Annotated in this window: 27 protein-coding genes; 9 read left to right on the forward strand and 18 right to left on the reverse strand. The window is 72.0% G+C overall.

All coding sequences use genetic code 11. The annotated features are described in order from the left end of the window. Positions 1 to 60: 60 nt before the first annotated feature. Complete coding sequence (locus IG84_RS0114590; protein WP_031056141.1) at positions 61 to 474, reverse strand: VOC family protein; 414 nt, start codon at positions 472 to 474, stop codon at positions 61 to 63. Between the two features lie 96 nt (positions 475 to 570). On the opposite strand from IG84_RS0114590, the gene IG84_RS0114595 reads away from it, so the two are divergent. Then, a complete protein-coding gene (locus IG84_RS0114595; RefSeq protein ID WP_031056144.1) occupies positions 571 to 1146 on the forward strand; it encodes a TetR/AcrR family transcriptional regulator in 576 nt (191 codons plus the stop codon). A 54-nt stretch (positions 1147 to 1200) separates the two neighbouring features. Here the strand turns inward: IG84_RS0114595 and IG84_RS0114600 are convergent, their stop codons facing one another. The 4 genes from IG84_RS0114600 to IG84_RS0114615 form a co-directional block, all read right to left on the reverse strand. Further along, positions 1201 to 1632, reverse strand: a complete 432-nt coding sequence (locus IG84_RS0114600; RefSeq protein WP_031056146.1) for an ankyrin repeat domain-containing protein — start codon at positions 1630 to 1632, stop codon at positions 1201 to 1203. Between the two features lie 133 nt (positions 1633 to 1765). Next, a complete protein-coding gene (locus IG84_RS0114605) occupies positions 1766 to 3007 on the reverse strand; it encodes a GNAT family N-acetyltransferase (RefSeq protein ID WP_031056149.1) in 1242 nt (413 codons plus the stop codon). 193 nt (positions 3008 to 3200) lie between these two features. Continuing rightward, positions 3201 to 4205 (reverse strand): asparaginase, encoded by a 1005-nt coding sequence (locus tag IG84_RS0114610; protein WP_245659361.1) that lies wholly within the window; start codon positions 4203 to 4205, stop codon positions 3201 to 3203. A gap of 107 nt (positions 4206 to 4312) precedes the next feature. Next, complete coding sequence (locus IG84_RS0114615; RefSeq protein ID WP_031056154.1) at positions 4313 to 4855, reverse strand: RsiG family protein; 543 nt, start codon at positions 4853 to 4855, stop codon at positions 4313 to 4315. A 410-nt stretch (positions 4856 to 5265) separates the two neighbouring features. On the opposite strand from IG84_RS0114615, the gene dtd reads away from it, so the two are divergent. Continuing rightward, entirely contained in the window at positions 5266 to 5691 is a 426-nt protein-coding gene (gene dtd / locus IG84_RS0114620; protein WP_030254831.1) for a D-aminoacyl-tRNA deacylase, read from the forward strand. Here the strand turns inward: dtd and ygfZ are convergent. From ygfZ to IG84_RS39830, 10 genes are all read right to left on the reverse strand, one after another. After that, the gene (gene ygfZ, locus IG84_RS0114625; RefSeq protein WP_031056157.1) at positions 5688 to 6671 is read right to left on the reverse strand and encodes a CAF17-like 4Fe-4S cluster assembly/insertion protein YgfZ; all 984 of its coding nucleotides are present in this window, start codon (positions 6669 to 6671) and stop codon (positions 5688 to 5690) included. The genes dtd and ygfZ overlap by 4 nt on opposite strands. Before the next feature lie 77 nt (positions 6672 to 6748). After that, positions 6749 to 7219, reverse strand: coding sequence for a Fur family transcriptional regulator (locus tag IG84_RS0114630; protein ID WP_051861723.1), 471 nt, complete (start codon positions 7217 to 7219; stop codon positions 6749 to 6751). A gap of 40 nt (positions 7220 to 7259) precedes the next feature. Further along, positions 7260 to 7865 carry a heme-binding beta-barrel domain-containing protein gene (locus IG84_RS0114635; protein ID WP_031056164.1) on the reverse strand — a complete coding sequence of 202 codons (606 nt, stop codon included), beginning with the start codon at positions 7863 to 7865 and terminating at the stop codon, positions 7260 to 7262. A 292-nt stretch (positions 7866 to 8157) separates the two neighbouring features. After that, complete coding sequence (locus IG84_RS0114645) at positions 8158 to 8415, reverse strand: DUF3099 domain-containing protein (protein WP_031056170.1); 258 nt, start codon at positions 8413 to 8415, stop codon at positions 8158 to 8160. A gap of 131 nt (positions 8416 to 8546) precedes the next feature. Beyond that, positions 8547 to 8834, reverse strand: coding sequence for a DUF1416 domain-containing protein (locus tag IG84_RS0114650; RefSeq protein WP_030254814.1), 288 nt, complete (start codon positions 8832 to 8834; stop codon positions 8547 to 8549). Between the two features lie 36 nt (positions 8835 to 8870). Next, complete coding sequence (locus IG84_RS0114655) at positions 8871 to 9716, reverse strand: sulfurtransferase (RefSeq protein WP_031056174.1); 846 nt, start codon at positions 9714 to 9716, stop codon at positions 8871 to 8873. A 145-nt stretch (positions 9717 to 9861) separates the two neighbouring features. Continuing rightward, positions 9862 to 9969, reverse strand: coding sequence for a putative leader peptide (locus IG84_RS42915; RefSeq protein ID WP_399789883.1), 108 nt, complete (start codon positions 9967 to 9969; stop codon positions 9862 to 9864). Between the two features lie 211 nt (positions 9970 to 10180). After that, positions 10181 to 10885 carry an LmeA family phospholipid-binding protein gene (locus IG84_RS0114660; protein ID WP_031056177.1) on the reverse strand — a complete coding sequence of 235 codons (705 nt, stop codon included), beginning with the start codon at positions 10883 to 10885 and terminating at the stop codon, positions 10181 to 10183. 139 nt (positions 10886 to 11024) lie between these two features. Further along, positions 11025 to 12152 (reverse strand): hypothetical protein, encoded by a 1128-nt coding sequence (locus IG84_RS0114665; RefSeq protein ID WP_245659357.1) that lies wholly within the window; start codon positions 12150 to 12152, stop codon positions 11025 to 11027. Between the two features lie 8 nt (positions 12153 to 12160). Further along, the gene (locus IG84_RS39830; RefSeq protein WP_031056182.1) at positions 12161 to 12424 is read right to left on the reverse strand and encodes a MoaD/ThiS family protein; all 264 of its coding nucleotides are present in this window, start codon (positions 12422 to 12424) and stop codon (positions 12161 to 12163) included. A 150-nt stretch (positions 12425 to 12574) separates the two neighbouring features. On the opposite strand from IG84_RS39830, the gene IG84_RS0114675 reads away from it, so the two are divergent. Further along, the gene (locus IG84_RS0114675; RefSeq protein ID WP_031056188.1) at positions 12575 to 14308 is read left to right on the forward strand and encodes an ABC transporter ATP-binding protein; all 1734 of its coding nucleotides are present in this window, start codon (positions 12575 to 12577) and stop codon (positions 14306 to 14308) included. Between the two features lie 56 nt (positions 14309 to 14364). Further along, the gene (locus IG84_RS0114680) at positions 14365 to 16266 is read left to right on the forward strand and encodes an ABC transporter ATP-binding protein (protein WP_078648847.1); all 1902 of its coding nucleotides are present in this window, start codon (positions 14365 to 14367) and stop codon (positions 16264 to 16266) included. Between the two features lie 165 nt (positions 16267 to 16431). Here the strand turns inward: IG84_RS0114680 and IG84_RS0114685 are convergent, their stop codons facing one another. Then, complete coding sequence (locus tag IG84_RS0114685) at positions 16432 to 17280, reverse strand: alpha/beta hydrolase (RefSeq protein ID WP_078648833.1); 849 nt, start codon at positions 17278 to 17280, stop codon at positions 16432 to 16434. Positions 17281 to 17576: 296 nt separating this feature from the next. Between IG84_RS0114685 and IG84_RS0114690 the strand changes: the two genes are divergently transcribed. From IG84_RS0114690 to IG84_RS0114710, 5 genes are all read left to right on the forward strand, one after another. Then, entirely contained in the window at positions 17577 to 18389 is an 813-nt protein-coding gene (locus tag IG84_RS0114690) for a winged helix-turn-helix transcriptional regulator (RefSeq protein ID WP_031056196.1), read from the forward strand. 24 nt (positions 18390 to 18413) lie between these two features. Further along, on the forward strand, positions 18414 to 19439 hold the full coding sequence (locus IG84_RS0114695; protein ID WP_031056198.1) for a LacI family DNA-binding transcriptional regulator: 1026 nt from the start codon (positions 18414 to 18416) through the stop codon (positions 19437 to 19439). A gap of 100 nt (positions 19440 to 19539) precedes the next feature. After that, positions 19540 to 20637 (forward strand): S1C family serine protease, encoded by a 1098-nt coding sequence (locus tag IG84_RS0114700; protein WP_031056202.1) that lies wholly within the window; start codon positions 19540 to 19542, stop codon positions 20635 to 20637. A gap of 73 nt (positions 20638 to 20710) precedes the next feature. After that, positions 20711 to 21445, forward strand: coding sequence for a response regulator transcription factor (locus tag IG84_RS0114705; RefSeq protein WP_031056204.1), 735 nt, complete (start codon positions 20711 to 20713; stop codon positions 21443 to 21445). Positions 21446 to 21504: 59 nt separating this feature from the next. Further along, positions 21505 to 22893 carry a sensor histidine kinase gene (locus IG84_RS0114710; RefSeq protein ID WP_078648848.1) on the forward strand — a complete coding sequence of 463 codons (1389 nt, stop codon included), beginning with the start codon at positions 21505 to 21507 and terminating at the stop codon, positions 22891 to 22893. Positions 22894 to 22896: 3 nt separating this feature from the next. Here the strand turns inward: IG84_RS0114710 and IG84_RS0114715 are convergent, their stop codons facing one another. Continuing rightward, complete coding sequence (locus IG84_RS0114715; RefSeq protein WP_031056209.1) at positions 22897 to 24357, reverse strand: FG-GAP and VCBS repeat-containing protein; 1461 nt, start codon at positions 24355 to 24357, stop codon at positions 22897 to 22899. Positions 24358 to 24475: 118 nt separating this feature from the next. After that, a complete protein-coding gene (locus IG84_RS0114720; protein WP_031056223.1) occupies positions 24476 to 25813 on the reverse strand; it encodes an LmeA family phospholipid-binding protein in 1338 nt (445 codons plus the stop codon). Positions 25814 to 25903 lie beyond the last annotated feature (90 nt).

Here is a 25903-nt window from a genome sequence, read left to right on the forward strand (position 1 = left end):
CTGCTGAAGGGGAGGGGGCGGGGGGGGAGGGGGAGGCCCCCCGGAGGGGCGCATTGAGCCTCACCCCCCGTTCTCCGCAAGCCACGCGGGATCCGGCTCGATGAGCTGGAGTACTTCGATCAGGATGCCTTCCGGGCTGCGGACGTTGAAGCGGCGCTGGCCCCACGGCTCGTCCCGCAGCGGGTCGGTGATCGGCACTCCCCGCTTGCGCAGCGTGGCCTCTTCGGCGGCCGCGTCCGCGACGAGGAAGGCCAGGCAGAGGCCCGCGGTGTCCTGGGTGCGGAAGCCCTGCGGCATGGATTCGTGGCCGCGTTGGACGAAGTCCAGGACGTACGCGGGGTGTTCGGGGTGGTGCAGGCTCACGTACCAGCCCAGGTCGGCGACCTGGGTGAAGCCGAAGTGTTCGGTGTAGAAGCGGCTGCTGGCGGCGGTGTCGTCGGTCAGTACGGCGATGCCCAGCTTTTCGAAGCGCATGGGTCCCCTCCCTGTGGGCGGCCGGATGCCGCTAACCACTCTATGTGTAGTACGTTACCCGTAGTGGTTGCAAGGAGTGGGGCGAGGAGGCTGCCGGTGGTGCGGAATCCGGAGCGGCGTACGGCGCTGGTGGATGCGGCGATCGAGGTGCTGGCGCGGGACGGTGCGCGGGGGCTGACGTTCCGCGCCGTGGACGCGGAGGCGGGCGTGCCGAAGGGCACCGCGTCCAACTACTTCGCCAGCAGGGGCGAGCTGTTGGCGCAGGTCAGCGGGCAGATCCACCAGCGCATCGCGCCGGGCCCGGACGAGGTCGCCGAGGTCATGACGGCGCCGCGCGGGCGCGAGCTGGTGACCGAGCTGATGGGGTGGATCAACCGTAGAGTGAGCGCGGACCGCACCGGCTACCTGGCGATGCTGGAGCTGCGCCTGGAGGCCACCCGGCGGCCCGAGCTGCGGGAGGAGCTGACCGCCACCATGCGCGGCACGCTGGAGGACGATCTCCGCTTCCACCGGGAGGGCGGGCTGCCGGGCGACCGTACGGCCGTGCTGCTGATGTATCTCGCGATGACCGGACTGATGCTGGAGCAGCTCACGCTGCCGGGTGTGGTGCCGGCCGAGGAGACGGACGGGCTGATCGCCGCCCTGGTCGACCGGGTGATCCCGGCCGGGTGATCCCGACCGGGACCACCCTGCCGGGCCCTCTCGAGACCGGCGTAGAGCGGCGGCTCACTGCTCCCCGAACAGCTCCAGCAGTTCCTTCTTTTCGAACATGCGGGCAGTGTCCACCGCGGACGGTGAGCCCGCGGCCGGGTCCGCGCCGTGGCTCAGCAGCAGTCGTACGATCGCGTCCTCGCCCTTGAAGACCGCGCCCGCGATCGGGGTCTGGCCGCGGTCGTTGGGCCGGTCGGCGTCCGCGCCGCGCTGGAGCAGGGCCTCGACGGTCGCGACGTGGCCGTGGTACGCGGCCAGCATGAGGAGCGAATCGCCCTTGTCGTTGGTGAGGTTGGCGGGCACCCCGGCGTCGACGTACGCGGCGACCGTGTCGGTGTCGCCCTGCCGCGCCAGGTCGAAGACCTTGGCCGCGAGCTGCAGCACCTCGGGGTCGTGCGCGTGCTCGATCGACTCGGGCCCCTGTGCGCCTGGTGTCGTCTCGCTCATGCTGTCGGCCTCCTGCTCTCGTGGTGTGCGCCTGCACTCGCCACTTTATGCAGGCCACGGCCGTTGGCGGCGACGGTACGCCTCAGAAGTCGGTACGCCTCGGAAGTCGGTACGCCGCAAAAGACGGTACGCCTCAGAAGATGTCCGGGCACCATGGCCGGCGCGCCGTCCGCAGCAGCGCGTCCGCGGTGGCGAGCGCGCCGGGCCGGTCCTCCTGGACCCGGCCGAGCGCCGCGAGCCGCGTGGGGGACTCGTCGCCGAGGTACAGCGCGGCCAGCTCCCGGACGTCCAGGGTGAGGTCGGCGGAGCGGGTGGTGCGCGCGCAGGTGGCGCCTTCGGGCCCGGCGTCGAGGTGGTACCGGCCCGCGGCGTACCCGTCCGCGTCCCGCACCTCCAGGACCAGTGACCCGGACCCGCCGTACGTCCGCGCCGACAGCAACTCCGGTACGTCCAGGGGGCGGATCCACAGGTAGTCGGCGTGCTCCTCGATGCTCGCGGCGCGCGGGTCGCCGAGCAGCAGCGGCACCAGGTCGTCGGGGGCGCGGTGCCCGGTCTTCACGTGCAGGATCCAGTCGATCGAGCAGAGGAAGTGCCACAGGGCGCGCTCGGCGGCCGGGGTGACCGCGATCAGCTTGCTGACCTCGAGCGTCTGCTCGGGCCGCTTGTGTTCCCAGCGGTCGTCACTGGTGTACGTGACCAGGCCCTCGACCTCGCCGTCGGCGGAGCGGTACACGGCGTGGAAGGGCTCCCGCCACTCTTCCTCGGGAAACCGGACCGCCCCGGTCGCCTGCTGCCACCAGCGGTCGCCGCGCGAGACGGCGCCGGGCTGCCGGGCGCGGAAACGGTCGTGCAGGGCGGGGCCGAGCGTGCGTACCTCCTCCGGCGTCACGAAGTCCACCCGGCCGCCGTCCTGCGGACCCGCGTACCGGGTGTCCAGCCGGGCGCGGGCCACGTCGATGCGCCACTCCGTGAACGACGTGGCGGGCCCGAAGCCGTACCGTCCGTAGATCGGGTACTCCGCGGCGATCAGCGTGGCCACCGCGTCGCCGCGCTCCTTCGCCGCCGCCAGGTCCCGCGCCATCATCCGGCTGAGCAGGCCGCGGCGGCGGTGCGTGGGCGAGACGGTCACCTGGGAAACGGCGTCGGCCGGCACCCGGGCGCCGCCCACGACCGTCAGCTCCTGCGCGAAGCTGCGGAAGGTCGCGACGCAGCGCCCGCCGTCGAACGCCCCCTGTGTACGCGTGAGATCCGCACCGCCGAGACGCCACTCGACCAGTTCCTTGGACACCTCCGGCGAACTCAGGAAGCCGATCCCCACCGTCGCCAGCCAGCCGTGGAAGTCGTCCTCGCCGACCGTACGCACCTCAAGGCTCATACTCGTACGCTAGCCACGCTCCTGACGGGTTGTCGCATGGTTTTCGGGGCCCCGACGGCCCCGACGGCGCGCCGACGGCTCAGAGCGGTGCCCGCGGCTCAGAGCGGTGCTCGCGGAGCAGAAAGGCGCTCGCGGCTCAGAGCGATACCCCTGGCTCAGAGCGGTGCTCGTGAACCGGAGCGGTGCCGACGGCTCAGAACGACGCCGCCCGGATCTCCCCCACCCGCTCCGCCCCGCCGGTGAGCGGCACGTCCGCGATGCGGTCGAGTACCGGGGCGTCGATGCCCATCAGGCGCAGGGTGCGGGCCAGGACCGGGCCGAGCGTGCGGGTCGCGCCGTCGTCGATCTTGAAGGCGAGCGCGCGGCCGTCGGGCAGCGTCAGTGCCTGTACGGCCTCCGCGCCCATCTTGGACAGCACGCCCGGGATCTCCCGCATCAGCCAGGTGTCGGGGCGGCGGGTGCCCGCGACGTACTCCGGGTGCGCGCGCATCGCGTCCGCGACCCGGCGCTCGGGGGTGCCGGGCTCGGCGAGTACGAAGTGCCGGTAGGAGCGGGCCAGGCCGGTCAGCGAGAGCGCCATCAGGGGCGCGCCGCAGCCGTCCGTGCCGATGTGGTCGACGGCCTCGCCGCTCGCGTCCCGTACGGCCTGCAGGACGAGCTGCTGGAGCGGGTGGTGCTGGTCGAGGTAGCTCTCCAGGGGCCAGCCGTTGGCGGCGCAGACGGCGAGCATCGCGGTGTGCTTGCCGGAGCAGTTCATGGTCAGCCGGTCGCGGACCTTGCCGGCCGCCAGGTAGCTCTCCGCCTCGGCCGGGTCCAGCGGCAGGTCCGGCGGGGTCTGGAGCTGCTCGGGGGAGAGGCCGAACTCGGCGAGCATCTTCTGGACCAGATCGAGGTGGAAGCTTTCGCCGGAGTGGCTGGCGGCGGCCAGGGCGAGGCGCTCGCCGCTCAGGTCCAGGCCCGCGCGGAGGATCGCGGCGGCCTGCATCGGCTTGTTCGAGGAGCGCGGGAAGATCGGCGAGTCCACGTCGCCCAGCGCCAGGTCGACGCTGCCGTCGGCAGCCAGGACGACCAGCGAGCCGCGGTGCACGCCCTCGACGAAGCCGGACCGGACGACCTCGGCCAGCACGGGCGGAATGCCTGCCCCGGCGGGCCGTCCAGTGGCGGACGCTCCGGATATCGGCGCGTCCGCACCGGATATCGGGCCGGTGGGCTCATGCGTGGGCTCGGGGGCGGAGGAGGAGGTCATCGCGGGCCTTCCGGGGACGGGTCACGGACCGCCTCCTCGGAAGGCCGGTGGCCTCCGCGTCAGGAGAGCAGGTCGTCTACTTGCGCTTCCCCTTCACGGTACCTGCGGGCGATCTCCGCGCTGCAATCGTCCGCCGTGCGCTGCAGCGACTGGCGGCGCAGCGAGACCTGCCGCTCGTACTGGACCAGCCGGCCCATCGCCTCCCGCAGCTCGGCGTCGGTGCGGGCGCCCAGGTCGGAGAGCTCGACCTCGCCGAGCATGTCCTCGGCGAGCCGGCGGTACTCCTCGCTGTGCGGCGTCCCGACCGTCACATGCCGGGCCGAGGAGCGGTGCCGCGACGGCCCGTCCGTCAGGATCTCCGGCAGCCGGTCCAGGACCGTGGTCTGCGGCGCGGCCCGCCGGGCCGCCTCGGCGCGCAGGATGTCGATCCGGCCCTGGAGCAGTCGGCGTACATAGCTGAGGTCCGCCTCCTCCTGTTGCGCGTCCCTGCGCAGCTTGCGGATCTCGGGCAGGCCGAGTCCCGAGAGGTCGGGCCGGGGGGCCGGACGGAAGCGGTCGCGCTGCAGCGGAGGGCGGGGCTGTGCCGGGCCTGCGGGGAGCATGGGGCCATCCTCGGTGCGGTCACCGTCCTGTGCCGGGTGCCCGGGCGGGGGCGCCGGCTCGGGCCGGGACGTGGACGTCGTCGTCGGCGGGGGCAGGGGCCCGCTCGCGGACGCTGCCGCGGCCCCTTGGGTGGATGTACGGGCAAATGGTACGGAACCGGAAGGTGTCTGCCCGGCGCCGGCGGTGCTCATGCGTATGTCCGTCCCCTCGTGCGGTGCGGTCCCGGAGCCGAATGGTCCCGCGCACCTTGTGCACGCATCGTGCCACTGCGAGCGGTGTGCGCGCAGGGTCATCGGCCCGCGAACGGTCCGTGTGGGGGTACGCCGTGCGCCGTCGTTGGGCTGTCCGGGTGGCGCGGGGCGCCGCACCCCGTGGGGTGGTCTGGGGTGGCGCCCGGCATCATGGCGGTATGCGAGCAGTGGTGCAGAGGGTGAACGGCGCACGCGTCGACGTGGCGGGCGAGACGGTCGGCGAGGTCGTGGGGGAGGGGCTGTGCGTCCTGGTCGGCGTGACGCACGACGACACCCCGGAGAAGGCGGCGCAGCTCGCCCGCAAGCTGTGGTCGGTGCGCATCCTCGACGGTGAGAAGTCATGCTCGGACACGGGGGCGGGGCTGCTGGTGATCAGCCAGTTCACGTTGTACGGGGACGCGCGGAAGGGGCGTCGGCCCACGTGGAACGCGGCGGCTCCGGGGCCGGTGGCCGAGCCGCTGGTCGACGAGGTCGTGGCGCAGCTGCGGGCGCTGGGCGCGCATGTGGAAACGGGCCGGTTCGGCGCGGACATGAAGGTCTCGCTGACGAACGACGGCCCGTTCACGGTGCTGGTCGAGGTCTAAGGCTCGACAACGACCTCCTGCGCCGCAGCCGTCCCGTCCGCCATCAGTTCCGCGTCCACCGCGACGTTGCGCTTGACCAGTGCCAGTGCGATCGGTCCCAGCTCGTGGTGGCGGGCCGAGGTCGTCACGAAGCCGATCTGGCGGCCGTCGGGGCCGTCGGCGGCGAGTCGGACCGGCGCGCCGTGGCCCGACAGTTTCACCTCGCTGCCGTCCAGGTGCAGGAAGACCAGGCGGCGCGGCGGCTTCCCCAGGTTGTGGACGCGGGCGACGGTTTCCTGACCGCGGTAGCAGCCCTTCTGGAGGTGGACGGCCGTGCCGATCCAGCCCAGCTCGTGCGGGATGGTGCGGTGGTCGGTCTCCAGGCCGAGCCGCGGGCGGTGCGCCTCGACGCGCAGCGCCTCCAGGGCCAGTACGCCGATCGCGGGGCCGTGCGCGGCGGCGAAGTCCGCCAGGGAGGCGCGCGGCAGGAAGAGGTCGCGGCCGTGCGGCGTCTCGCGGACGGCGGCGGCGTCCCCGGGCGTCTCGGTGATGGAGCCGGCCGGCAGGTGGACGACGGCGATCTCCTCCGTGCGGTCGGCGGCCTCGACCCGGTAGAAGAACTTCATGCTTTCCAGGTACGCGAGCAGCGCTTCCTGGGTGCCGGGCTCGGTGTGCATCCAGGTCGTCTCGCCGTCGTCGACGAGGTAGACCGCGTGCTCGATGTGGCCGTTGGCGGAGAGGATCAGCGCCTCGGTGGCGTGGCCGGGCGCCAGCTCGCTGACGTGCTGCGTGAGCAGCAGGTGCAGCCAGGTCAGCCGTTCGGGGCCGGAGACGGACAGCACGCCGCGGTGCGAGAGGTCCACGAAGCCGGCGCCGTCGGCGAGGGCGCGTTGCTCGCGGAAGAGGTCGCCGTAGTGGGCGGCGACGCCTTCGTCGGGGGCCTCGGCGGGGACGGCACCGGGCAGCGACAGCAGGGGGCTGGCTTCAGCGGGACGCAGCATGGTTACCAGCGTACGACCCGGTACTACCGGAGGGTCGGCCCGCCAGGGCTTCTGCCGGATCTCCGCGGCCCCGGACGTCAGCCGGCGTCCGTGCCGCCGGTCCCGGCGGCCTTCTCCGCGGCGTCCGCCGCCTTCGTGGTGCAGGCCGCGCAGCGGCCGAAGATCGCGAAATGCTTGAGGTCGGTCTCGAAGCCGAACTGCTCGCGCAGCGTCTCCGTGAAGGGCGCCGCGACCGACAGATCGGCCTCGATCACGTCCGTGCAGTCCCGGCACACCAGGTGGATGTGGTGGTGCCGGTCGGCGAGGTGGTAGGTGGGGGCGCCGTGCCCGAGGTGGGCATGGCTGACCAGCCCCAGTTCCTCCAGCAGCTCCAGGGTGCGGTAGACCGTGGAGATGTTGACGCCGCCCGCCGTCTTGCGCACCTCGGTGAGGATCTCGTCGGGCGTGGCGTGCTCCAGCCGGTCCACCGCCTCCAGCACGAGCTGCCGCTGGGGGGTCAGACGGTATCCGCGCTTACGGAGGTCGCTCTGCCAGTCGGTGGTCACCACGCCCCCAGTGTAGGTGCGTCCGCCGGAGCCCCCGCCGGGGTTACGCCTCGCCCTGCGGCTTGTACGGGGTGCCGTCCGCGTTGAAGAAGGAGACGCCGTCCGGCATGTCGTCGGGCAGGCTCGCCGCCCACTCCTGGAGGTCCGCGTCGGCGACCTTCTTGAGGTGGGCCGACATGTACGGGCGCAGCGGGACGTCCGGCGTGGCCTTCTCGCCGACCCACATCAGGTCGCTGTTGACGTAGCCGTACAGCCGCTTGCCGCCGCTGTACGGGCCCGCGGCCTCGGTGCGGGCCACGGCGTCCGTCGCCAGGTCGATCTGCGGCTTCTGGTCGGCCAGCTCGCCGTACCAGACCTCGACGATGCCCTGGTCGCGGATCATGACGATCTCGACCTTGCGGTCCGCGTCGATGCGCCAGTAGCCGCTCTCGGTCTCCAGCGGGCGGACCTTCTTGCCCTCGCCGTCCAGCACCCAGCTGTGCGAGGTGTACTCCAGGAAGTCACGGCCGTCGTGGGTGAAGGTGACCTCCTGCCCGAAGTTGCACTTCTCGGTGCCCGGGAAGTCGGCGACGCCGGCACCCTCCCAGCGGCCCAGGAGGAAGGCCAGCGGTACGAGGGCCGGGTTCAGGTCGGACGGGATCTCGATCATGAGAGCTCAGGCGATCTATAGAGAAAGGGGGAAGGTCTCGGTCCGCGCGTGCTCAGCGCTGGCCCTGGTACAGCTTCTTCCAGGTCAGACCGGCGAAGGCGATGACGCCGATGCCGACCAGGACGAGCAGAGTGGTGAAGAATGCCTCAAGCACGAGCGCGCTCCTCGGACGGAGTGAGGGTTTACGGACCGTAGGTGAGTCTAGTCGCCGTGCGAAGCGGCGGCGCTGTGAGGTCCGCCCCAGCGGGCCGTCGGCGCCCTGCCTGCGGCGTTACCGGCGGACATGTGTCGTCTACCGGCGGCCCTTGTCGTCCAGCTCGCGCCACCAGCGGTCCGATTCCGGGTCGCCGGACTCGTCCCACCAGCGTTCGCCCGGCTCCCTGCGGTTGGCCACGATCGCCGCGAAGGGCGGGATGACCATGGCGACGACGCACATCGCGACCGCCGCCGGGACGGACCAGAGCCGCACCACGCCCCAGGCCAGGACGAAGAGCGCGATGCAGACGGCCATCATGGCGTAGTACCGGCGATGACGGCGCTGGACGGACATACCTCCACGGTAAGACCGCGCGGCGGCGGGGGAAACCGTCCGCACACGCACGGAGGGCCGCACCCCCAGCCAAGGCGTCCAAACCCCTGGGGTGCGGCCCTCCGGCCGTAGAAGTACCGCTGAGCGGCGCCTCAGACGGCGATGGCGACCTCCGCCAGGCCACCCTGCTGGGCGACCACGGTGCGGTCGGCGGTGCCACCCGGGACGAGCGCGCGCAGCGTCCAGGTGCCCTCGGCCGCGTAGAAACGGAACTGTCCGGTCGCCGAGGTCGGGACCTCGGCGGTGAACTCGCCGGTGCTGTCCAGCAGGCGGACGTAACCGGTGACGGGCTCGCCGTCCTTGGTCACGCTGCCCTGGATCGTGGTCTCACCGGGCTTGATGGTCGACGCGTCGGGGCCGCCGGCCTGTGCTCCACACATGGGGATTCCTTGAGGGGTGTAGGGAAGGGTCGGGGCTTACTTCGCGGCGCCGAGCTCGATCGGCACGCCGACGAGCGAGCCGTACTCGGTCCAGGAGCCGTCGTAGTTCTTGACGTTCTCCTGGCCCAGGAGCTCGTGCAGCACGAACCAGGTGAGCGCCGAGCGCTCACCGATGCGGCAGTAGGCGATGGTGTCCTTGGCCAGGTCGACCTTCTCGTCCTCGTACAGAGCCTTGAGCTCCTCGTCGGACTTGAAGGTGCCGTCGTCGTTGGCGTTCTTCGACCACGGGATGTTGCGGGCGCCGGTCACGTGGCCGGGGCGCTGCGACTGCTCCTGCGGGAGGTGCGCCGGGGCGAGCAGCTTGCCGCTGAACTCGTCGGGGGAGCGGACGTCCACCAGGTTCTTGTTGCCGATCGCGTTGACGACGTCGTCGCGGAAGGCGCGGATGGAGGTGTCCTGCGGCTTGGCCTTGTACTGGGTCGCCGGGCGGTTGGGCACCTGCGAGCCGTCGACCAGGTCGCGGGAGTCCAGCTCCCACTTCTTGCGGCCGCCGTCGAGGAGCTTCACGTCCTGGTGGCCGTAGAGCTTGAAGTACCAGTAGGCGTAGGACGCGAACCAGTTGTTGTTGCCGCCGTAGAGGACGACGGTGTCGTCGTTGGCGATGCCCTTCTCCGACAGCAGCTTCTCGAAGCCGGCCTGGTCGACGAAGTCACGGCGTACCGGGTCCTGCAGGTCCTTCTGCCAGTCGATGCGGACCGCGTTCTTGATGTGGTTCTTGTCGTAGGCCGAGGTGTCCTCGTCCACCTCGACGATGACCACCTTGGGGTCGTCGATGTGGGCCTCGACCCAGTCGGCGTCGACGAGGACGTCGCTACGGCTCATGGTTTTCTCCTCCGGGGCAGTTGCGGATGCGCGGGGGTACGCCGGTGCGCGCGGCGGCATTCAGAAGCGCGCGGCGCTGCGCGGAAATACGAGGGGATGCGGGGCCATGGGCCTCGCGGCCGGGAGAACGGGTGGCAGAAACCCGTCAGACAGAGCGACAGAGCATGGCGGCGACGCGGCACAGGTCGACTGCCCGCCGCTTCGTGAGATCCGCCTGTCCCCGTATACGGGAACGGCTCATCAGGCTCTGCATGGCTCCGATCGTAAAGAGGGACGGCGGGGCGTGTCACCGGTGTGTCGGATGCTGAGACGTAGTCGTCCGCAATGTGGAAGCGGAGCCGATGCGGAGAGGCCGGGAGGCCGCCGAACAGCGGGTTCGGCGGCCTCTTCGGGTCGCGGTACGGACGGCGGCGTCTCAGGAGGTGGACGCCCGGCTCCGTACGGAGGGCCGAGGGGGGTGTGGATCAGCCCGGCAGCCGGACGTCGGTGCCCTTCGCGGAGACCACTATGCCGTCGCGGGTCGTCGTCACGCGGTCCAGCTCCAGCCCGGCCGGCAGCTCGCCCAGCTTCCAGTCGTGGTCCGTGCGGGACCGCACCTTGTCCTCGCAGCCGGGGACCGCGGTGCACAGGCCCGGGAGCTCGTCGGCGCGCAGCCGTATCGTGTCGCCGCCCACCGTGGAGATCGTGCCGACCACGTCGAGGTTGCTGAGCACGGGGACGTCCGGCGAGATCTTGACCTGGCTCCTGCCGCCACCGCCGGCGCCGCCGTAGGAGACGCGGACGCCGTCGCCCGCCGCCTTCGTCAGGTCGGCGTAGCCGATCCGGGCCTCGCCGGTCGCCGAGGCAGCGCCCTCGATGGAGGTGTAGTCGCTGCTCAGCTTCACGTCGTGGAACTGGGCCGTCAGCTCCGTCACGCGCAGCCGGTGGCCCTCCGCCGTGGCCTCGATGCCGCCGAGCGTGGCGTCGACCTCGGTGAGCGTGCCGCTCGCGACCTGGGTGAGGAACGGGAAGCCCTTCACCGAGACCTGTGGCGTCTCGCTCAGGCCCAGGCTGCCGCGGATCTTCTCGGCCGCCTTGTCCTCGGCGAAGTTCACCGCCAGCCGGTCGGCGGCCACGAACAGCACGCCGACGATGACCAGTAGCACCACGAGCCTTCTCAGAGCACGCATCGAACCCCTTCCCCCCACGCTTCGGTGTCGCGCCGAGCCTAACCGGACCACTCGCGCGGCGGCATGAATCGGCCGGTCACCCTCCGTACATAAGGAGCGTGACCGGCCGCGTGCGGTTGCCTCCGGCGGGAGGCGGTCGTCAGCCGAGGGCGCGGCCCAGGACGTAGACGGCGGGCGCCGCGAGCGCCAGCGGCAGCGCCACGCCGGCCGTCAGGTGCACGAACCGCGAGGGGTAGTCGTAGCTGGCCACCCGCAGGCCGATCAGCGCGCAGCCGCCGGCCGCGAGCCCGAGGACGGCACCGGCCGTGCCGTGGTCGCCGAGCTGTCCGGCCGCGATGCCCGCGCCCGTGGCGGCGAGCAGCGCCAGTACGACGGAGACGGGCCCCGGCAGCGGCAGCGCGCGGGCGAGCACCGCGACGGCCACCGCGGCCGCGCCGATCACCGTGGCGTGCGGCGCCGCGGCGAGGTGGCCCGCGGCCAGTACCGCCAGCGCCGAGGAGGTGAGGCCCGCGGTCAGCGCGTACATCCGCTCGTCCGCGCTGCTGCGGTTGCGGAGCTGCAGGACGAGGACGAGCAGGCACCACACGCCGAGCGTGCCGATGCCGACGACGGGCGCGTCGTCCCGGTCGGTGGCCAGCAGCGCGACATCGGTGACCAGGCCGCCGAGGAACGCCAGCGCGATGCCCTGGCGGGCGGGCCACATGCCGTTCAGCCGGAACCAGCCGGCCGCCGTGACCGCCTGCAGGACCGCGACCACTAGGGCGGGGAACACCCGGGGCAGCGGTGCCGCCAGCGCGAGCAGCACGGCGAGCCCCGCCGTGAGCGCGGCCGGCTGGAAGCCGGGCGGGATGACCGGGGAGTGGCCCAGGGCGCGGGCGCGCTGGTTCGGTGCGAGGCGGGAGAGGTCCTCGGCGTCGGCCGGCGCGGGCCGCGGCGCCGGCTCCTGGTGTGCCGCGGGCTGTGCCGCCGCCTGCTGGCCGGGGAGATGGGTGGTCTCCGCCGCGGCAGACGCGTGCGCGGGCTGCCGTGCGTCCGTCTCCCAGGTGGCGCCGTCCCAGGTCTGGGTCTGCGGGTGCGCCTGCGGCGGGGCGCCGTAGCCGTCGCCGTACGGATGGCCGTCGTACGTGCCCTGCTGGGGAGCGGCATACGGGTCCTGCGCCGGAGCGGCATACGGGCCCTGCGGCTCGTGCGGCTCGTAGTGCTGTCCGTACTGCTGCCCGTAGGGATCGTGCTGCCCGTAGTACGGGCCGTACTGCTGGTCGCTCATCTCGGCGCTCATCCTCCCGCGAACGGCGGGAGGACCTCGACGGTACCGCCCTGGGACAGCGGGACCGTGGCGTGCTCGCGGCCGCCGACCGCGGTGCCGTCGACGAGGAACGAGCAGCGCATGAGGACGCGGGCGAACTCCGGGTTCGCCGCGTGTGCCGCACGCGCCGCGTCCAGCGCCTCGGCGAGCGTGCTCGCGGCGTACGGCTCCTCGGCGGTACCGGCCGCGGCCTTCGCCGCCGCCCAGTAGCGCACGGTGCCTGTTGTTGTCACGACGGCCCCTTCTCCTCTGTTGCCGCCTCCATGATGGCCTACGCGGTCCGCCGTCCGGGGACGGGCGAGCAAGGGCAAAGCTTGCGGCCCGGACCCCGTAAGACAGAAATATCGGTTGCTGCGGGCAAACGTTCGCATAGGCTCTGGCGCGTGCTGGTCCGACTCGCGATGGCGCATTTGCGTCCCCACAGACGTTCGATATCCCTGATCGTGCTGCTTCAGCTCGTCCAGACGCTGGCCACGCTCTATCTCCCGACTCTCAACGCCGAGATCATTGACAACGGTGTCGTCAAGGGCGACACCGGCTACATCCTGCAGACCGGCGTCCTCATGGTCGCCGTGACGCTGCTGCAGATCGTCTGCGCGATCGGCGCCGTCTATTTCGGCGCCCGTACGGCCATGGCGCTCGGCCGCGACATCCGCGCCGCCGTCTTCGACCGCGTGCAGTCCTTCTCCGCGCGCGAACTGGGCGGTTTCGGCGCGCCCTCGCTCATCACGCGCACCACCAACGACGTCCAGCAGGTCCAGATGCTGGTCCTGATGACGTTCACGATGATGGTCGCGGCGCCCATCATGATGATCGGCGGCGTCGTCATGGCGCTCAACCAGGACGTGCCGCTCTCCGGGCTGCTGCTGGTCATCGTCCCCGTGCTCGGCGTGCTCGTGGCGCTGATCGTCCGGCGGATGCGGCCGCTCTTCCGCGGCGTGCAGGAGCGCATCGACACCGTCAACCGCGTGCTGCGCGAGCAGATCACCGGCATCCGCGTCATCCGCGCCTTCGTCCGGGACCAGCACGAACGGACCCGCTTCGAGAAGGCCAACACCGACCTCTACGACGTCTCGCTGCGCGCGGGCCGGCTGATGTCGATGATGTTCCCGCTGGTCATGCTGATCGTGAACGCCTCCAGCGTGGCCGTCGTCTGGTTCGGCGGGCACCGCATCGACTCCGGCGGCATGGAGATCGGCGCCCTGACGGCCTTCCTCAGCTACCTCATGTACATCCTGATGTCGATCATGATGGCGACGTTCATGGTCATGATGCTGCCGCGCGCCGAGGTCTGCGCCGAGCGCATCCAGGAGGTGCTGAGCACCGACACCAGCGTCACCCCGCCCAAGGCCGGCGTCACCGAGCTGCGCCGCCACGGCGAACTGGAGCTGCGCGACGTCGAATTCCGGTTCCCCGGCGCCGAGGAACCGGTACTGAAGGACATCTCCCTCCTCGCCCGCCCCGGCGAGACCACCGCCGTCATCGGCTCCACCGGCAGCGGCAAGTCCACCCTCCTCGGCCTGGTGCCCCGGCTCTTCGACGCGACCGGCGGCCAGGTGCTGGTGGACGGCGAGGACGTACGGAACCTCGACCCGCGCACCCTCTCCGACGCCATCGGCCTGGTACCGCAGAAGCCGTACCTCTTCTCCGGGACCGTCGCGAGCAACCTGCGCTACGGCCGGCCCGACGCCACCGACGAGGAGCTGTGGCACGCGCTGGAGACCGCGCAGGCCCGCGACTTCGTCGAGCGGACGGAGGGCGGCCTGGAAGCGCCGGTCGCGCAGGGCGGCAGCAACTTCTCCGGCGGCCAGCGGCAGCGGCTGGCCATCGCCCGCGCGCTGGTGCGCAGGCCCGAGATCTACCTCTTCGACGATTCCTTCTCCGCGCTGGACTACGCCACCGACGCCGCCCTGCGGGCCGCGCTGGCCCGCGAGACCGGCCGGGCGACCGTGGTGATCGTCGCGCAGCGGGTGTCCACCATCCGCGGCGCCGACCGGATCGTCGTCCTGGACGAGGGCCGCGTCGTCGGCATCGGTACGCACACCGAGCTGATGGCGGACAACGAGACGTACCGGGAGATCGTCCTCTCCCAGCTCACCGAGCAGGAGGCGGCGTGAGTACCCCGGCACCACAGAAGAGAGGCCCGGCCCCGGCCGCCGGCCCCGCCCGCTTCATGGGCGGCCAGCCCACCGAGAAGTCCATGGACTTCAAGGGCTCGGGCAAGCGGCTGCTGCGCCAGATGCGGCCCGAGCGCGCCATCATCACGGTCGCGCTGGCCCTCGGCACGATCAGCGTCGCCCTGACCGTCGCCGGGCCCAAGGTGCTCGGCCACGCCACCGACCTGATCATGGCCGGCATCGTCGGGCGGCAGCTGCCCGCCGGACTCACCAAGGAGCAGGCCGTCGAGGCGCTGCGCCACAAGGGCGAGAACGGGCTCGCCGACATCCTCGGCACGATGCCGGTGATCCCGGGTCAGGGCATCGACTTCGGCGCGGTCGGCACCGTACTGCTGTGGGTGCTGGTGATCTACGTGGCCGCCTCGCTCTTCGGCTTCGTCCAGGCCCGCATCGTCACCAAGGTCGTGCAGCAGACCGTCTTCCGGCTGCGCGAGCAGGTCGAGGAGAAGCTGGCCCGGCTGCCGCTGCGCTACTTCGACAAGCAGTCGCGCGGCGAGGTGCTCTCCCGCGCGACCAACGACATCGACAACATCCAGCAGACCTTCCAGCAGACGTTCAGCCAGATCGTCGCCTCGCTGCTGACCATCGTCGGCGTACTCGCGATGATGTTCTGGATCTCCCCTCTCCTGGCGCTGGTCGCCCTGATCACCGTCCCGGTGTCCGTCGTCGTCGCCACGAAGATCGGCAAGCGCGCACAGCCGCAGTTCGTCCAGCAGTGGAAGACCACCGGCAAGCTCAACGCGCACATCGAGGAGATGTACACCGGCCACTCCCTGGTCAAGGTCTTCGGCCGCCAGCAGGAGTCCGCCGAGCTCTTCCGCGAGCAGAACGACGCGCTCTACGAGGCCGGGTTCAAGGCGCAGTTCATCTCGGGCATCATCCAGCCCGCGATGATGTTCATCGGCAACCTCAACTACGTCCTGGTGGCCGTGGTCGGCGGCCTCCGCGTCGCGTCCGGCGCGCTGTCCATCGGTGACGTGCAGGCGTTCATCCAGTACTCCCGGCAGTTCAGCCAGCCGCTCACCCAGGTCGCCTCGATGGCCAACATGGTGCAGTCCGGCGTCGCCTCGGCCGAGCGGGTCTTCGAGCTGCTGGACGCCGAGGAGCAGGAGCCGGACGGACAGCGCCCGGCGCGCCCCGACCACGTACGCGGCAAGGTCGCCTTCGAGGACGTCTCGTTCCGTTACGAGGAGGACAAGCCGCTCATCGAGGGCCTGTCCCTGTCGGCGGACCCGGGCCAGACCGTCGCCATCGTCGGCCCCACCGGCGCCGGCAAGACGACGCTCGTCAACCTCCTCATGCGGTTCTACGAGGTGCGCGGCGGGCGGATCACACTGGACGGCGTGGCCATCGCCGCCATGGCCCGCGAGGAGCTGCGCGCCAACATCGGCATGGTGCTCCAGGACACCTGGCTGTTCGGCGGCACCATCGCCGAGAACATCGCGTACGGCGCGCCCGAGGGCACCTCACTGGACAAGATCGTCGAGGCGGCGAAGGCCACCCACGTGGACCGCTTCGTGCGCACCCTCCCCGATGGCTACGACACCGTCCTGGACGAGGAGGGCGGCAATGTCTCGGTCGGCGAGAAGCAGCTCATCACCATCGCCCGGGCGTTCCTCGCCGAGCCCGCGATCCTGGTCCTGGACGAGGCGACCAGCTCGGTGGACACCCGTACCGAAGTCCTCATCCAGCAGGCCATGGCCCAGCTCCGGTCCGGCCGGACGAGCTTCGTGATCGCGCACCGCCTCTCCACGATCCGCGACGCCGACCTGATCCTGGTCATGGAGTCCGGCGCGATCGTCGAACAGGGCACGCACGACGACCTGCTGGCCGCGGACGGCGCGTACGCACGGCTGTACGCGGCCCAGTTCGCCGAGGCGCTGGCGGAGACGGACTGAGGGGGTACGGCGCCGAGGGCATGGGGCCTGGGGAGCACGGGCTGAGGAGCGCGGACCGAGGGGGCGCGGGCCGAGGGCGCATTGTCAGTGACCCTCGGTAATGTGTTGAGCAGGGGACTCAAATCCCCCCATGGGGGAGGAGTGGGGGAAACGATCCGCCCCGCCTCACCCCGCGACCCGCCCCCTGACCCACCCCGCGATCCGCTCCAGCAGTTCAGGGGCCGCCGCGTTCTCCGCGTGGCCGTAGCCGCGCTCGATCCACAGGTCGGTGGAGTCGGACGCGGCCGCGGCCGCCAGCGCGCGGGGATGGTCGAGCGGGAAGTACGGGTCGCGGTCGCCGTGGACGATCAGGAGAGGGGTCGGGGCGATCAGCGGGGCGGCTTCCGTGGGGGAGAGGGGGACCGGATCCCAGGCGATGCCGTGGATCCGGGTGCGCAGTCCCAGCCGCCCCACCAGACGGCCCAGCGGCCGCTCCACCACCCAGTGCAGCCGCCGCATCGCCGCGGTACCCCGGTAATACCAGCGAGCAGGGGCGCTCACCGCCACCACTATGTCGGTGTGCGCTCCTGTGCGCCCCTCGTGCGCGGCGCGGTACTGGGCGGCGTGCCGGACGACCACCGAGCCGCCCATGGAGAAGCCGACCGTGGCGACCCGGGTGTGGCCCAGGGTGCGTGCCCAGCGCACCGCGGCCGCCAGGTCCAGCACCTCCCGGTCGCCCACCGTGGAGCGCCCGCCGGACCGGCCGTGCCCCCGGAAGGAGAACGTGACCACGGGGGTGTACTGGGCGAAGGCGGCGGCCGCGCGGCGCAGCGCGGGGCGGTCCAGCGAGCCGGTGAAGCCGTGCGCGAGGACCACGACGAGGCCGTCCGGCTCGACGTGCGGAGCCCCCGCCGCAGGCGAATACTGGGCTTCAATGCGGACGCCGTCCTCGGTCAACAACGACACGCGTCGGCCACTCGAAGTGACCGAAGGAACACAAGATCGCGCAAAGTCGGCCGCCGCCCGGGAAGTCATGTGGGCTATTCTGTCGGGCAAGAAGGATCCGGGCAGCGTAGCCCCCGGGTCCTTTTGTGCTTTCAGACGCGCAGTGCGCGGATGAGCGCGGGTGTGCTCCAGGGCGCGGAGCGTACTGCGGTGCTCACGTTCCGGAGGCACGCGAGTCCCGCAAGGGCGCGGGGCCCGCGACCATACGAAGCAGTGCCGCAAAAGTCCTCGCAGGCAGGGACCGAGGAGGAACCGATGGGCGAGCGAAGCGTGCAGGAACACCGAACGGTCAGGGAACGACGGACGACCCGGGGCGGTGGTCGGCGATGAGTTCGCTGCTGCTCCTCACGAACGCCCTCCAGCCCTCGACAGAAGTGCTGCCCGCGCTCGGTCTTCTGCTGCACAGCGTGCGCGTCGCGCCTGCCGAAGGCCCGGCCCTGGTGGACACCCCCGGCGCCGACATCATCCTCATCGACGGCCGCCGTGACCTCCCCCAGGTCCGGTCGCTGTGCCAGCTCCTGCGCTCCACCGGCCCCGGCTGTCCGCTCGTCCTGGTCGTGACCGAGGGCGGCCTCGCCGCCGTCACCGCCGACTGGGGCATCGACGACGTCCTGCTGGACACCGCGGGCCCGGCCGAGGTCGAGGCGCGGCTGCGGCTCGCCATGGGCCGCCAGCAGATCTCCACGGACGACAGCCCGATGGAGATCCGCAACGGTGACCTGTCGGTGGACGAGGCGACCTACAGCGCCAAGCTCAAGGGCCGGGTCCTGGACCTGACCTTCAAGGAGTTCGAGCTCCTGAAGTACCTCGCGCAGCACCCGGGCCGGGTCTTCACCCGCGCCCAGCTGCTCCAGGAGGTCTGGGGCTACGACTACTTCGGCGGTACGCGGACGGTGGATGTCCACGTACGGCGGCTGCGGGCCAAGCTCGGCCCCGAGCACGAGTCGCTGATCGGCACGGTGCGCAACGTCGGTTACCGCTTCGTCGTACCGGACAAGGTCGAGCGGGCCGCCGAGGAGGCCAAGGAGAAGGCCGCCAAGGACGCCGAGCGCAAGGCGGCGCGGGCCGCAGCCGAGGCTCGCGAGCACACCGCGGACCGGGGCGCGGCGACCAGCGGCGCACGCCCTGCCGAGCGGTAGCACGACCCGCGTAGACTGCCGCGCGTGGCCAAGGTGACGCGGGATGATGTGGCGAGGCTGGCGGGGACGTCCACCGCCGTGGTGAGTTACGTCATCAACAACGGACCGAGGCCGGTCGCCCCGGCCACGCGCGAGCGGGTGCTCGCCGCGATCAAGGAGCTGGGGTACCGGCCGGACCGGGTCGCGCAGGCCATGGCCTCGCGCCGGACCGACCTCATAGGGCTGATCGTCCCCGACACCCGCCAGCCGTTCTTCGCGGAGATGGCGCACGCCGTGGAGCGTGCCGCCTCCGAGCGCGGAAAGATGGTGCTGGTCGGCAACGCCAACTATGAGGACGAGCGCGAGGTGCACTACCTCCGCGCCTTCCTCGGCATGCGGGTCGCCGGGCTCATCCTGATCAGCCAGGGCCCCAGCGAGCACGCCGCCGCCGAGATCGACACCTGGGACGCCCGCGTGGTGCTGCTGCACCGCCGCCCGGACGCCATCGACGACGTCGCCGTCATGGCGGACGACGTCGGCGGCGCCCAGCTCGCCACCCGCCACCTCCTGGAGCACGGCCACCCCTACGTCGCGTTCTTCGGCGGCCTGGAGGAGACCCCGAAGTCCGGCGACCCGGTCACCGACCACGTCAAGGGCTGGCAGCGGGCCATGCAGGAGGCCGGCCGCTCGACCGAGGGCCGGTACTTCCAGGCCCCGTACAACCGTTACGAGGCGTACCCCCTCGCGCTGAAGCTCCTGGAGAGCCCGGACCGGCCGCCGGCGATCATGTGCGCCACCGACGACCAGGCCATCGCCGTGCTGCGCGCGGCCCGCGAGCTGCGCATCGACGTGCCCGGCGAGCTGGCGGTGGCCGGCTTCGACGACGTGAAGGAAGCGGCGCTGACCGACCCGCCGCTCACCACGATCGGCTCGGACCGTGAGGCGATGGCCCGTACGGCCGTGGACCTCGTGCTGGACGACGGGCTGCGGGTGGCGGGTTCGCGCCGGGAGCGGCTGCGGCAGTACCCGTCCCGGCTGGTGATCCGCCGGTCCTGCGGCTGCGGCGGCTGACCGCCCGGGCGCGCGCCTTTATACCGGGCATACCCACTTCTGCCGGACCTCTCAGGGCGTTCTCAGCCGGTTCTCATGCACGGCTCGCAGAGTCGTAGACATGACCGACAGCTACCGCCGCAGCGGCGATGAGACCCCGCAGACTTCGCAGGTCCCGCAGTACGACGCCCAGCAGACCACCTCGTACGCGTCCTTCGGCGCGCCGGGCCCCGGCGGCCTGTACGGCTCCGCGCAGGGCGCCTACCCGCCGCCGCCTCCGTACGCGCCGCCGGCGCCGCCCGTCGACGGCGGCGAGCCGCAGCCCCCGCGCCGCCGGATGCGCCGCCCCGTCGCGCTGATCGCCGCGGTCGCGCTGGCCTCCGGCCTGATCGGCGGCGGCAGCGCCGCGCTCATCGAGAGCGCCACCCAGGGCGGCAGCAGCGGCCAGAGCACCGCCGTGGTCAACGCGGGCGCCACCACCGGCAACGGGGTCTCCTCGGTGGCCAAGGCGGTCAGCCCCGCCATAGTCGAGATCAAGTCCCGCACCACCCAAGGCGAGTCCACCGGCTCCGGTGTCGTCCTCACCGGCGACGGCGAGATCATCACCAACAACCACGTCGTGTCCGGCGCCGGCACCGTCTCCGTGTCCTTCAGCGACGGCTCCACCAAGACCGCCAAGGTCGTCGGCACCGACCCCGACAAGGACCTGGCCCTGATCAAGGTGCGGGGCGCCAAGAACCTCACGCACGCCACCCTCGGCGACTCCAGCAAGCTCGCCGTCGGCGACCAGGTCGTCGCGATCGGCTCCCCCGAGGGCCTGACCGGCTCGGTGACCAGCGGCATCGTCTCCGCGCTCGGCCGCGAGGTGACCGTGCCCAAGGAGGACCAGCAGCAGCAACCGCAGCAACAGCAGCAGGGTCAGGGGCAGGGCGACCTCCCGTGGCCGTTCGAGTTCGGCGGCAACCAGTACAACGGCGACACCGGCTCCTCGACGACCTCGTACAAGGCCATCCAGACCGATGCCTCGCTCAACCCCGGCAACTCCGGCGGTGCCCTGATCGACATGCAGGGCCGGATCATCGGCATCAACTCCGCGATGTACTCGCCGTCCGACGCCACCAGCAGCAGCGCCGGCAGCGTCGGTCTGGGATTCGCGATCCCCATCAACACCGTCAAGGCGGACCTGGACACCCTGCGTGCCGGCGGCAGCGGCAACTGAGGAGCGGCAGCCGCACCTGAGAAGCTGGGCACGCAACCGTCCGCTTCCCGTACACCCCGAGGACCCGACACCCATGAGCGCCGCCGAGCAGGGCGAGACGCCCGCCCGCATCCTGATCGTCGACGACGAGCCGGCCGTCCGCGAAGCACTCCGGCGCTCGCTCGCCTTCGAGGGTTACGCCACCGAGGAGGCCGTCGACGGACTGGACGCGGTCGAGAAGGTGGCCGCCTACCGGCCCGAACTGATCGTGCTGGACGTGCTGATGCCCCGCATGGACGGCCTGACCGCGGCCCGCAGGCTGCGCGCGAGCGGCCTGACCGTGCCGATCCTGATGCTCACCGCGCGCGACACGGTCGGCGACCGGGTCACCGGACTGGACGCGGGCGCCGACGACTACCTGGTCAAGCCCTTCGAGCTGGACGAGCTGCTGGCCCGCATCCGCGCGCTGCTGCGCCGCAGTTCGTACGCGGCGGCAGCCGGCGCCGCGCCCGACGAGGGCGACACGCTCACCTTCGCGGACCTGCGCATGAACCTCGCCACCCGGGAAGTCACCCGCGGCGAACGGCCCGTGGAGCTGACCCGCACCGAATTCACCCTGCTGGAGATGTTCCTGGCCCACCCGCGCCAGGTCCTCACCCGCGAGCAGATCCTCAAGGCCGTCTGGGGCTTCGACTTCGAGCCCTCCTCCAACTCCCTGGACGTGTACGTGATGTACCTGCGGCGCAAGACCGAGGCCGGTGGCGAACCGCGGCTGGTGCACACCGTGCGCGGCGTCGGGTACGTCCTGCGGTCCGGCGGTGCCGAGTGAACCTGCGCGAGGAGGCGGCCCAGCGCTACCGCCGGCTGCCGCTGCGCTCCCGGCTGGCGATGCTCACCGCGCTCGCCGTCGCGCTCGCCGTCGCCGCGTCCGCCGCCGCCTGCTGGCTGATCACCCGCGACCGGCTCACCGAGCAGCTCGACGCCACCCTGGGCAACGTCAGCGTGGACGCGGCGTACGTCCGGGCGCTGAGCGCCGAGTGCAACGGCACCGCGCCCGAGGGCATCCGCTTCCAGCCCACCCCGTACACGATCCAGCTCGTGTCGGTGGACGGCGGCGTGTGCACCTCGCCGGAGAAGTCGCAGATCCCCGCCGAGCGCGCGGACGTCGCCGTCGCGCAGGGCCGCTCGGGCGGCACCGTGCACACCGCGCGGGCGGCCGACGGCGCGGAGATGCGGGTCTCGACCGTGCCGTACCACGGTCCGGCCACCGACGCGCTGGGCAACCAGGTCGCGGTGTCCGTCGCCGCGCCCATGGAGCAGGTCACCGAGCCGCTCAACCAGCTCGCGCTGGTCCTGCTGATCGTCGCCGGGGTGGGCGTGCTGGGCGCCGCGACCACGGGCCTGTGGGTGGCCAGGGCGGGCCTGAAACCCGTGGACCGGCTGACCGCGGCCGTCGAGCACGTCGCCCGTACGGAAGACCTCGCGATCCGCATCCCCACCGAGGGCGAGGACGAGATCGCCCGGCTCTCGCGGTCCTTCAACTCCATGACCGCCGCGCTCGCCGCCTCCCGCGACCTCCAGCAGCAGCTCATCGCGGACGCGGGCCACGAGCTGCGCACCCCGCTGACCTCGCTGCGTACCAACATCGACCTGCTGGAGCGCAGCGAGCGCACCGGCCGGGCCATCCCGCCCGCCGACAAGCTCGCCCTGCTGGACTCGGTAAAGGCCCAGATGGGCGAGCTGGCGGCGCTCATCGGTGACCTCCAGGAGCTGTCCAGGACGCCGGACCACGCGTCCGGCGGACCGGGCACGCCGCCGGTCGTGGCGCTGCACGAGGCCGCGGCGACCGCGCTGGACCGGGCCCGGCTGCGCGGCCCGTCCCTCACCTTCGACGCCGCGCTGGACCCCTGGTACGTACGGGCCGAGCCGGCCGCGCTGGAGCGCGCGGTGGTCAACCTCCTCGACAACGCGGTGAAGTTCAGCCCGTCGGGCTCGACGGTCGAGGTCCGCCTGAAGGGCGGCCTGCTGACCGTGCGGGACCACGGTCCGGGCATCCCCGAGGACGAACTCCCGCACGTCTTTGAGCGGTTCTGGCGCTCGCCGTCGGCCCGCAGCCTGCCCGGCAGCGGCCTCGGCCTCTCGATCGTGGCCCGCACGGCGCAGCAGGCGGGCGGCGGCGTCCGGCTGCGGCCCGCCGAGGGCGGCGGCACGCTGGCGGAGCTGCATCTGCCGGGCGCCGCGTTGCCGCCGCCGGAGGAGCCGCCTGCGGCGGAGTGAGCCTTACCGGGCGAAGTCCGACCCCAGCCCGGCACCGGCCTCGGGGGCGCCGATCGCACCGGGCCCGTACGAGACGACACCGTCCGTGGTCAGCCCGCCGGCCGCGCCCCGGAGGGACCACACCGCGCCCGTGTCCTTCGGGCTCGTGCCGTCCTCGCCCGGCGCACCGGCCGCGAGATCCGCCTTGCCGTTGCCGTCCGTGTCGAGCAGCGAAACCGCCTGGCCGAAGCGGTCACCGGCCTCGGCCACCCCCGGCACGCCCGCCGTGTTCTGGTGCCACGACTGTGCGCCGGTGCCGGTCAGGCCGCCCTTGCCGCCCTTGAGGAGGACCGTGCTGCCCGCGTCCTTCAGCGCCGCGCCGGAGGCCGAGGTGAGGTCCTCGTACGGGACGCCGACGGCGACATCGGCGTACCCGTCGCCGTTCACATCGCCCGCGCTGAGCGAGTAGCCGAACTGGTCACCCTCCTCACCCGCGCCCGGTACGCCCGCGCTGTCCTGGGTGATCGTCGTGGAGCGCGTGCCCGGGCCGTTCGCCGAGCCGTACGCGACCTTGATGGTGCCCTTGTCGTACGGGAGGTCCTCCACGACGCCGCCCGGCACCGGGCGGTATATGAGGTCGCCGAAGCCGTCCTTGTCGACGTCGCCGACGGTGGCCGAGGCGGCGTCCGGCAGCTCCGTGGACGTGGTGGCCAGGCCGCCCGAGCCGCCCTTCCACAGCTCGCTCGACTCCGACCTCTCCTCGAACGCGTGCATGCTGACCAGGTCGTCCCGGCCGTCACCGTTGAGGTCACCGGCGGCCAGCTCTTCGGTGGGGAAGAGGTGGCCGGTGTCGATGTCCGCGGTCCGGGCGGGTGCCCCGGCCCGGGTGAACGGCCCGTACATCACGTGCAGCCCCGAGGAGTCCGAGCCCTCCGAGCCGTCGCCGTCGGCGACCAGGTCGGCGTGGCCGTCGCCGTTGAAGTCCCCGGCGGTGAGGTTGCGGCCGCCGACGCCCTGGAGGCTGCCCGCGCCGCCCTTGCCGTCGGTGGAGCCCCACAGGACGACCGGCGCCCCGCCGCCGGTGACGACGAGGTCGCCGGTGCCGTCGCCGTCCAGGTCGCGGGCGACGGTGCGGTCGCCGAAGCGGCCGTTCTCGCTGGGCGAGCCGGGCACACCGGCGGTGGCACGGCTGATGACCTGGTGCTTTCCGGTGGCGGCACCGGAGGCGGAGCCGTACACCACGGTGATGTAGCCGGCCTTCGCCGTGCCGTCGACCGTGCCGCCCGGGGCGGTGGCAACGATGTCGGCGTAGCCGTCGTGGTTGAAGTCGGCCTGCGGCGCGGTGCCGGCCGGGCCCGCGGCCGCGGCGGCCGGAGCGGTGTCAGCGGGTGCCGCGCTCGCCGGGGCGGCCAGCACGAGCGGGGTGGTGAGCAGGGCGACCACCGCGGCGCAGCGCGCTGCGGTGGGGGTGGGGCGGTGGCGCACGGTTCCTCCTGTGGTCGGCACCCGGACACCCCGGGTGCACCTTTCGTACACCTGGTACGACGCGAGTTGTGCGCCCGCGGTTGTGTCCGGGAGCAACACTCGCCCCACAAGTCCCGTTTCAGCGCGGCTGTTTCGCGGTCTCCCCGAACGGGATTGCGGTACCGGAGAGTTGGGCCCGGATGCCGTCGCGCTCCACGGAGATACGGCGCAGTCGCACGTCACCGGGGGTGGCCGGGAGCCGGAAGGAGAGGTCCATGCGGTCCGCGAGCTCCGGCTTGGTGAGCCCCGCGAGGGATCCGAGAATCTTCGGGTCGATGCCGACCTTCTTCAGCAGCCAGGGGTGGTCGACGACGACATCGACCAGATTGACCTTCATCAGCTTGCTGATGAAGCGCGGCGTGCCGATCAGGTCGTGCAGCTTCTTCTCGTTGTGCAGCGCCGCATCGATGTACTCCTGCGGGATGCCGATGCGGTCGGCGATGGCCGGGACGGCGAGCATCGCCCTGACCTTGGCGGCCTCCCGGCTGAGCTGCCTGGCCGTCTTGCGGGTGAGCTGCAGGCCCTCGCCCTTGCCGGTACCGGGGCGGTAGACCGCGATGTCCCCGATGTCCAGCCGCATGCCGCTGACCTCGGTGGAGATACCGCGGTCGCCGGCCTGCCGGATATGGGCCCTGGCGTGCACCCGCAGCTCGTGCCCGGCGATGGGCAGCCGCCCTTCCGCGCGCACGGCATGGGTTCCCAGCTCGCTGAACTTCACCTGTGAGGCGCCCAGTTCGCGGTTCATGTCCTCGAAGGAGAGCAGCACGTCGCCGTGCATCCGGTCGACCGTGCCGCCCTTGAGGGACGTCGGCAGGTCGCCGTCGAGCCGCACGTCCTCCGCCGTCGCCTCGAACTTCGCGAGTGAGACCCGGTCGGCGGCGAGGTCGGGGATGGCCACGTGCACGCGATCCAGGCGCTTGTCCGCGACCTGGGTGAGGAAGGGGAAGCCCTCGATGTCCACCTCGGGATCGGCCGCCAGGTGCAGCGAGTCCTTGAGCTTCTCGGCGGCCTTGTTCTGCGCGTACAGCACGGCGAACCGGTCGGCGAGGCCCGCGAAGGAGGCGGCCGCGAGCACCGTGGCGAGCAGCTTGACGGTGATCGGCACGGCGGCGAACCGGCCGATGCCGCGCCTGGCCTTGCGGTGATTGGGCGGGGACCACGCCTCGTCCTCGTCCGGGTCGGCGCGCAGCCCGAGGCCCAGCGGGTCGTCGCTGTCGTCGCGCTCGTTGAGGTACGACCGCGCGGGGCCCGGTTCCGGCTCGGGGTCGGCCAGCCCGGCGAGCTCCGCGTACGGGTTGACCGGCGCCATCTCACGGGTGTCACCCTGTGCGTCCGGGCCCTGGGACGCGCGGGGCTCCTGCGAGCCCTGCGCGTCCTGCGGTGCGTGCGATGCGGATATGCGTGTGGGGGTTCGCATCGGCACATCCCACCATGTGTACGACCCTCGAACGCAAGTCTTACTGTCGGTAAGTGGGGATATGAGCGGTTACTTCACCACGGCGATCGG

This window comes from Streptomyces ochraceiscleroticus (genome assembly GCF_000720485.1).
GTDB lineage: Bacteria > Actinomycetota > Actinomycetes > Streptomycetales > Streptomycetaceae > Streptomyces > Streptomyces ochraceiscleroticus.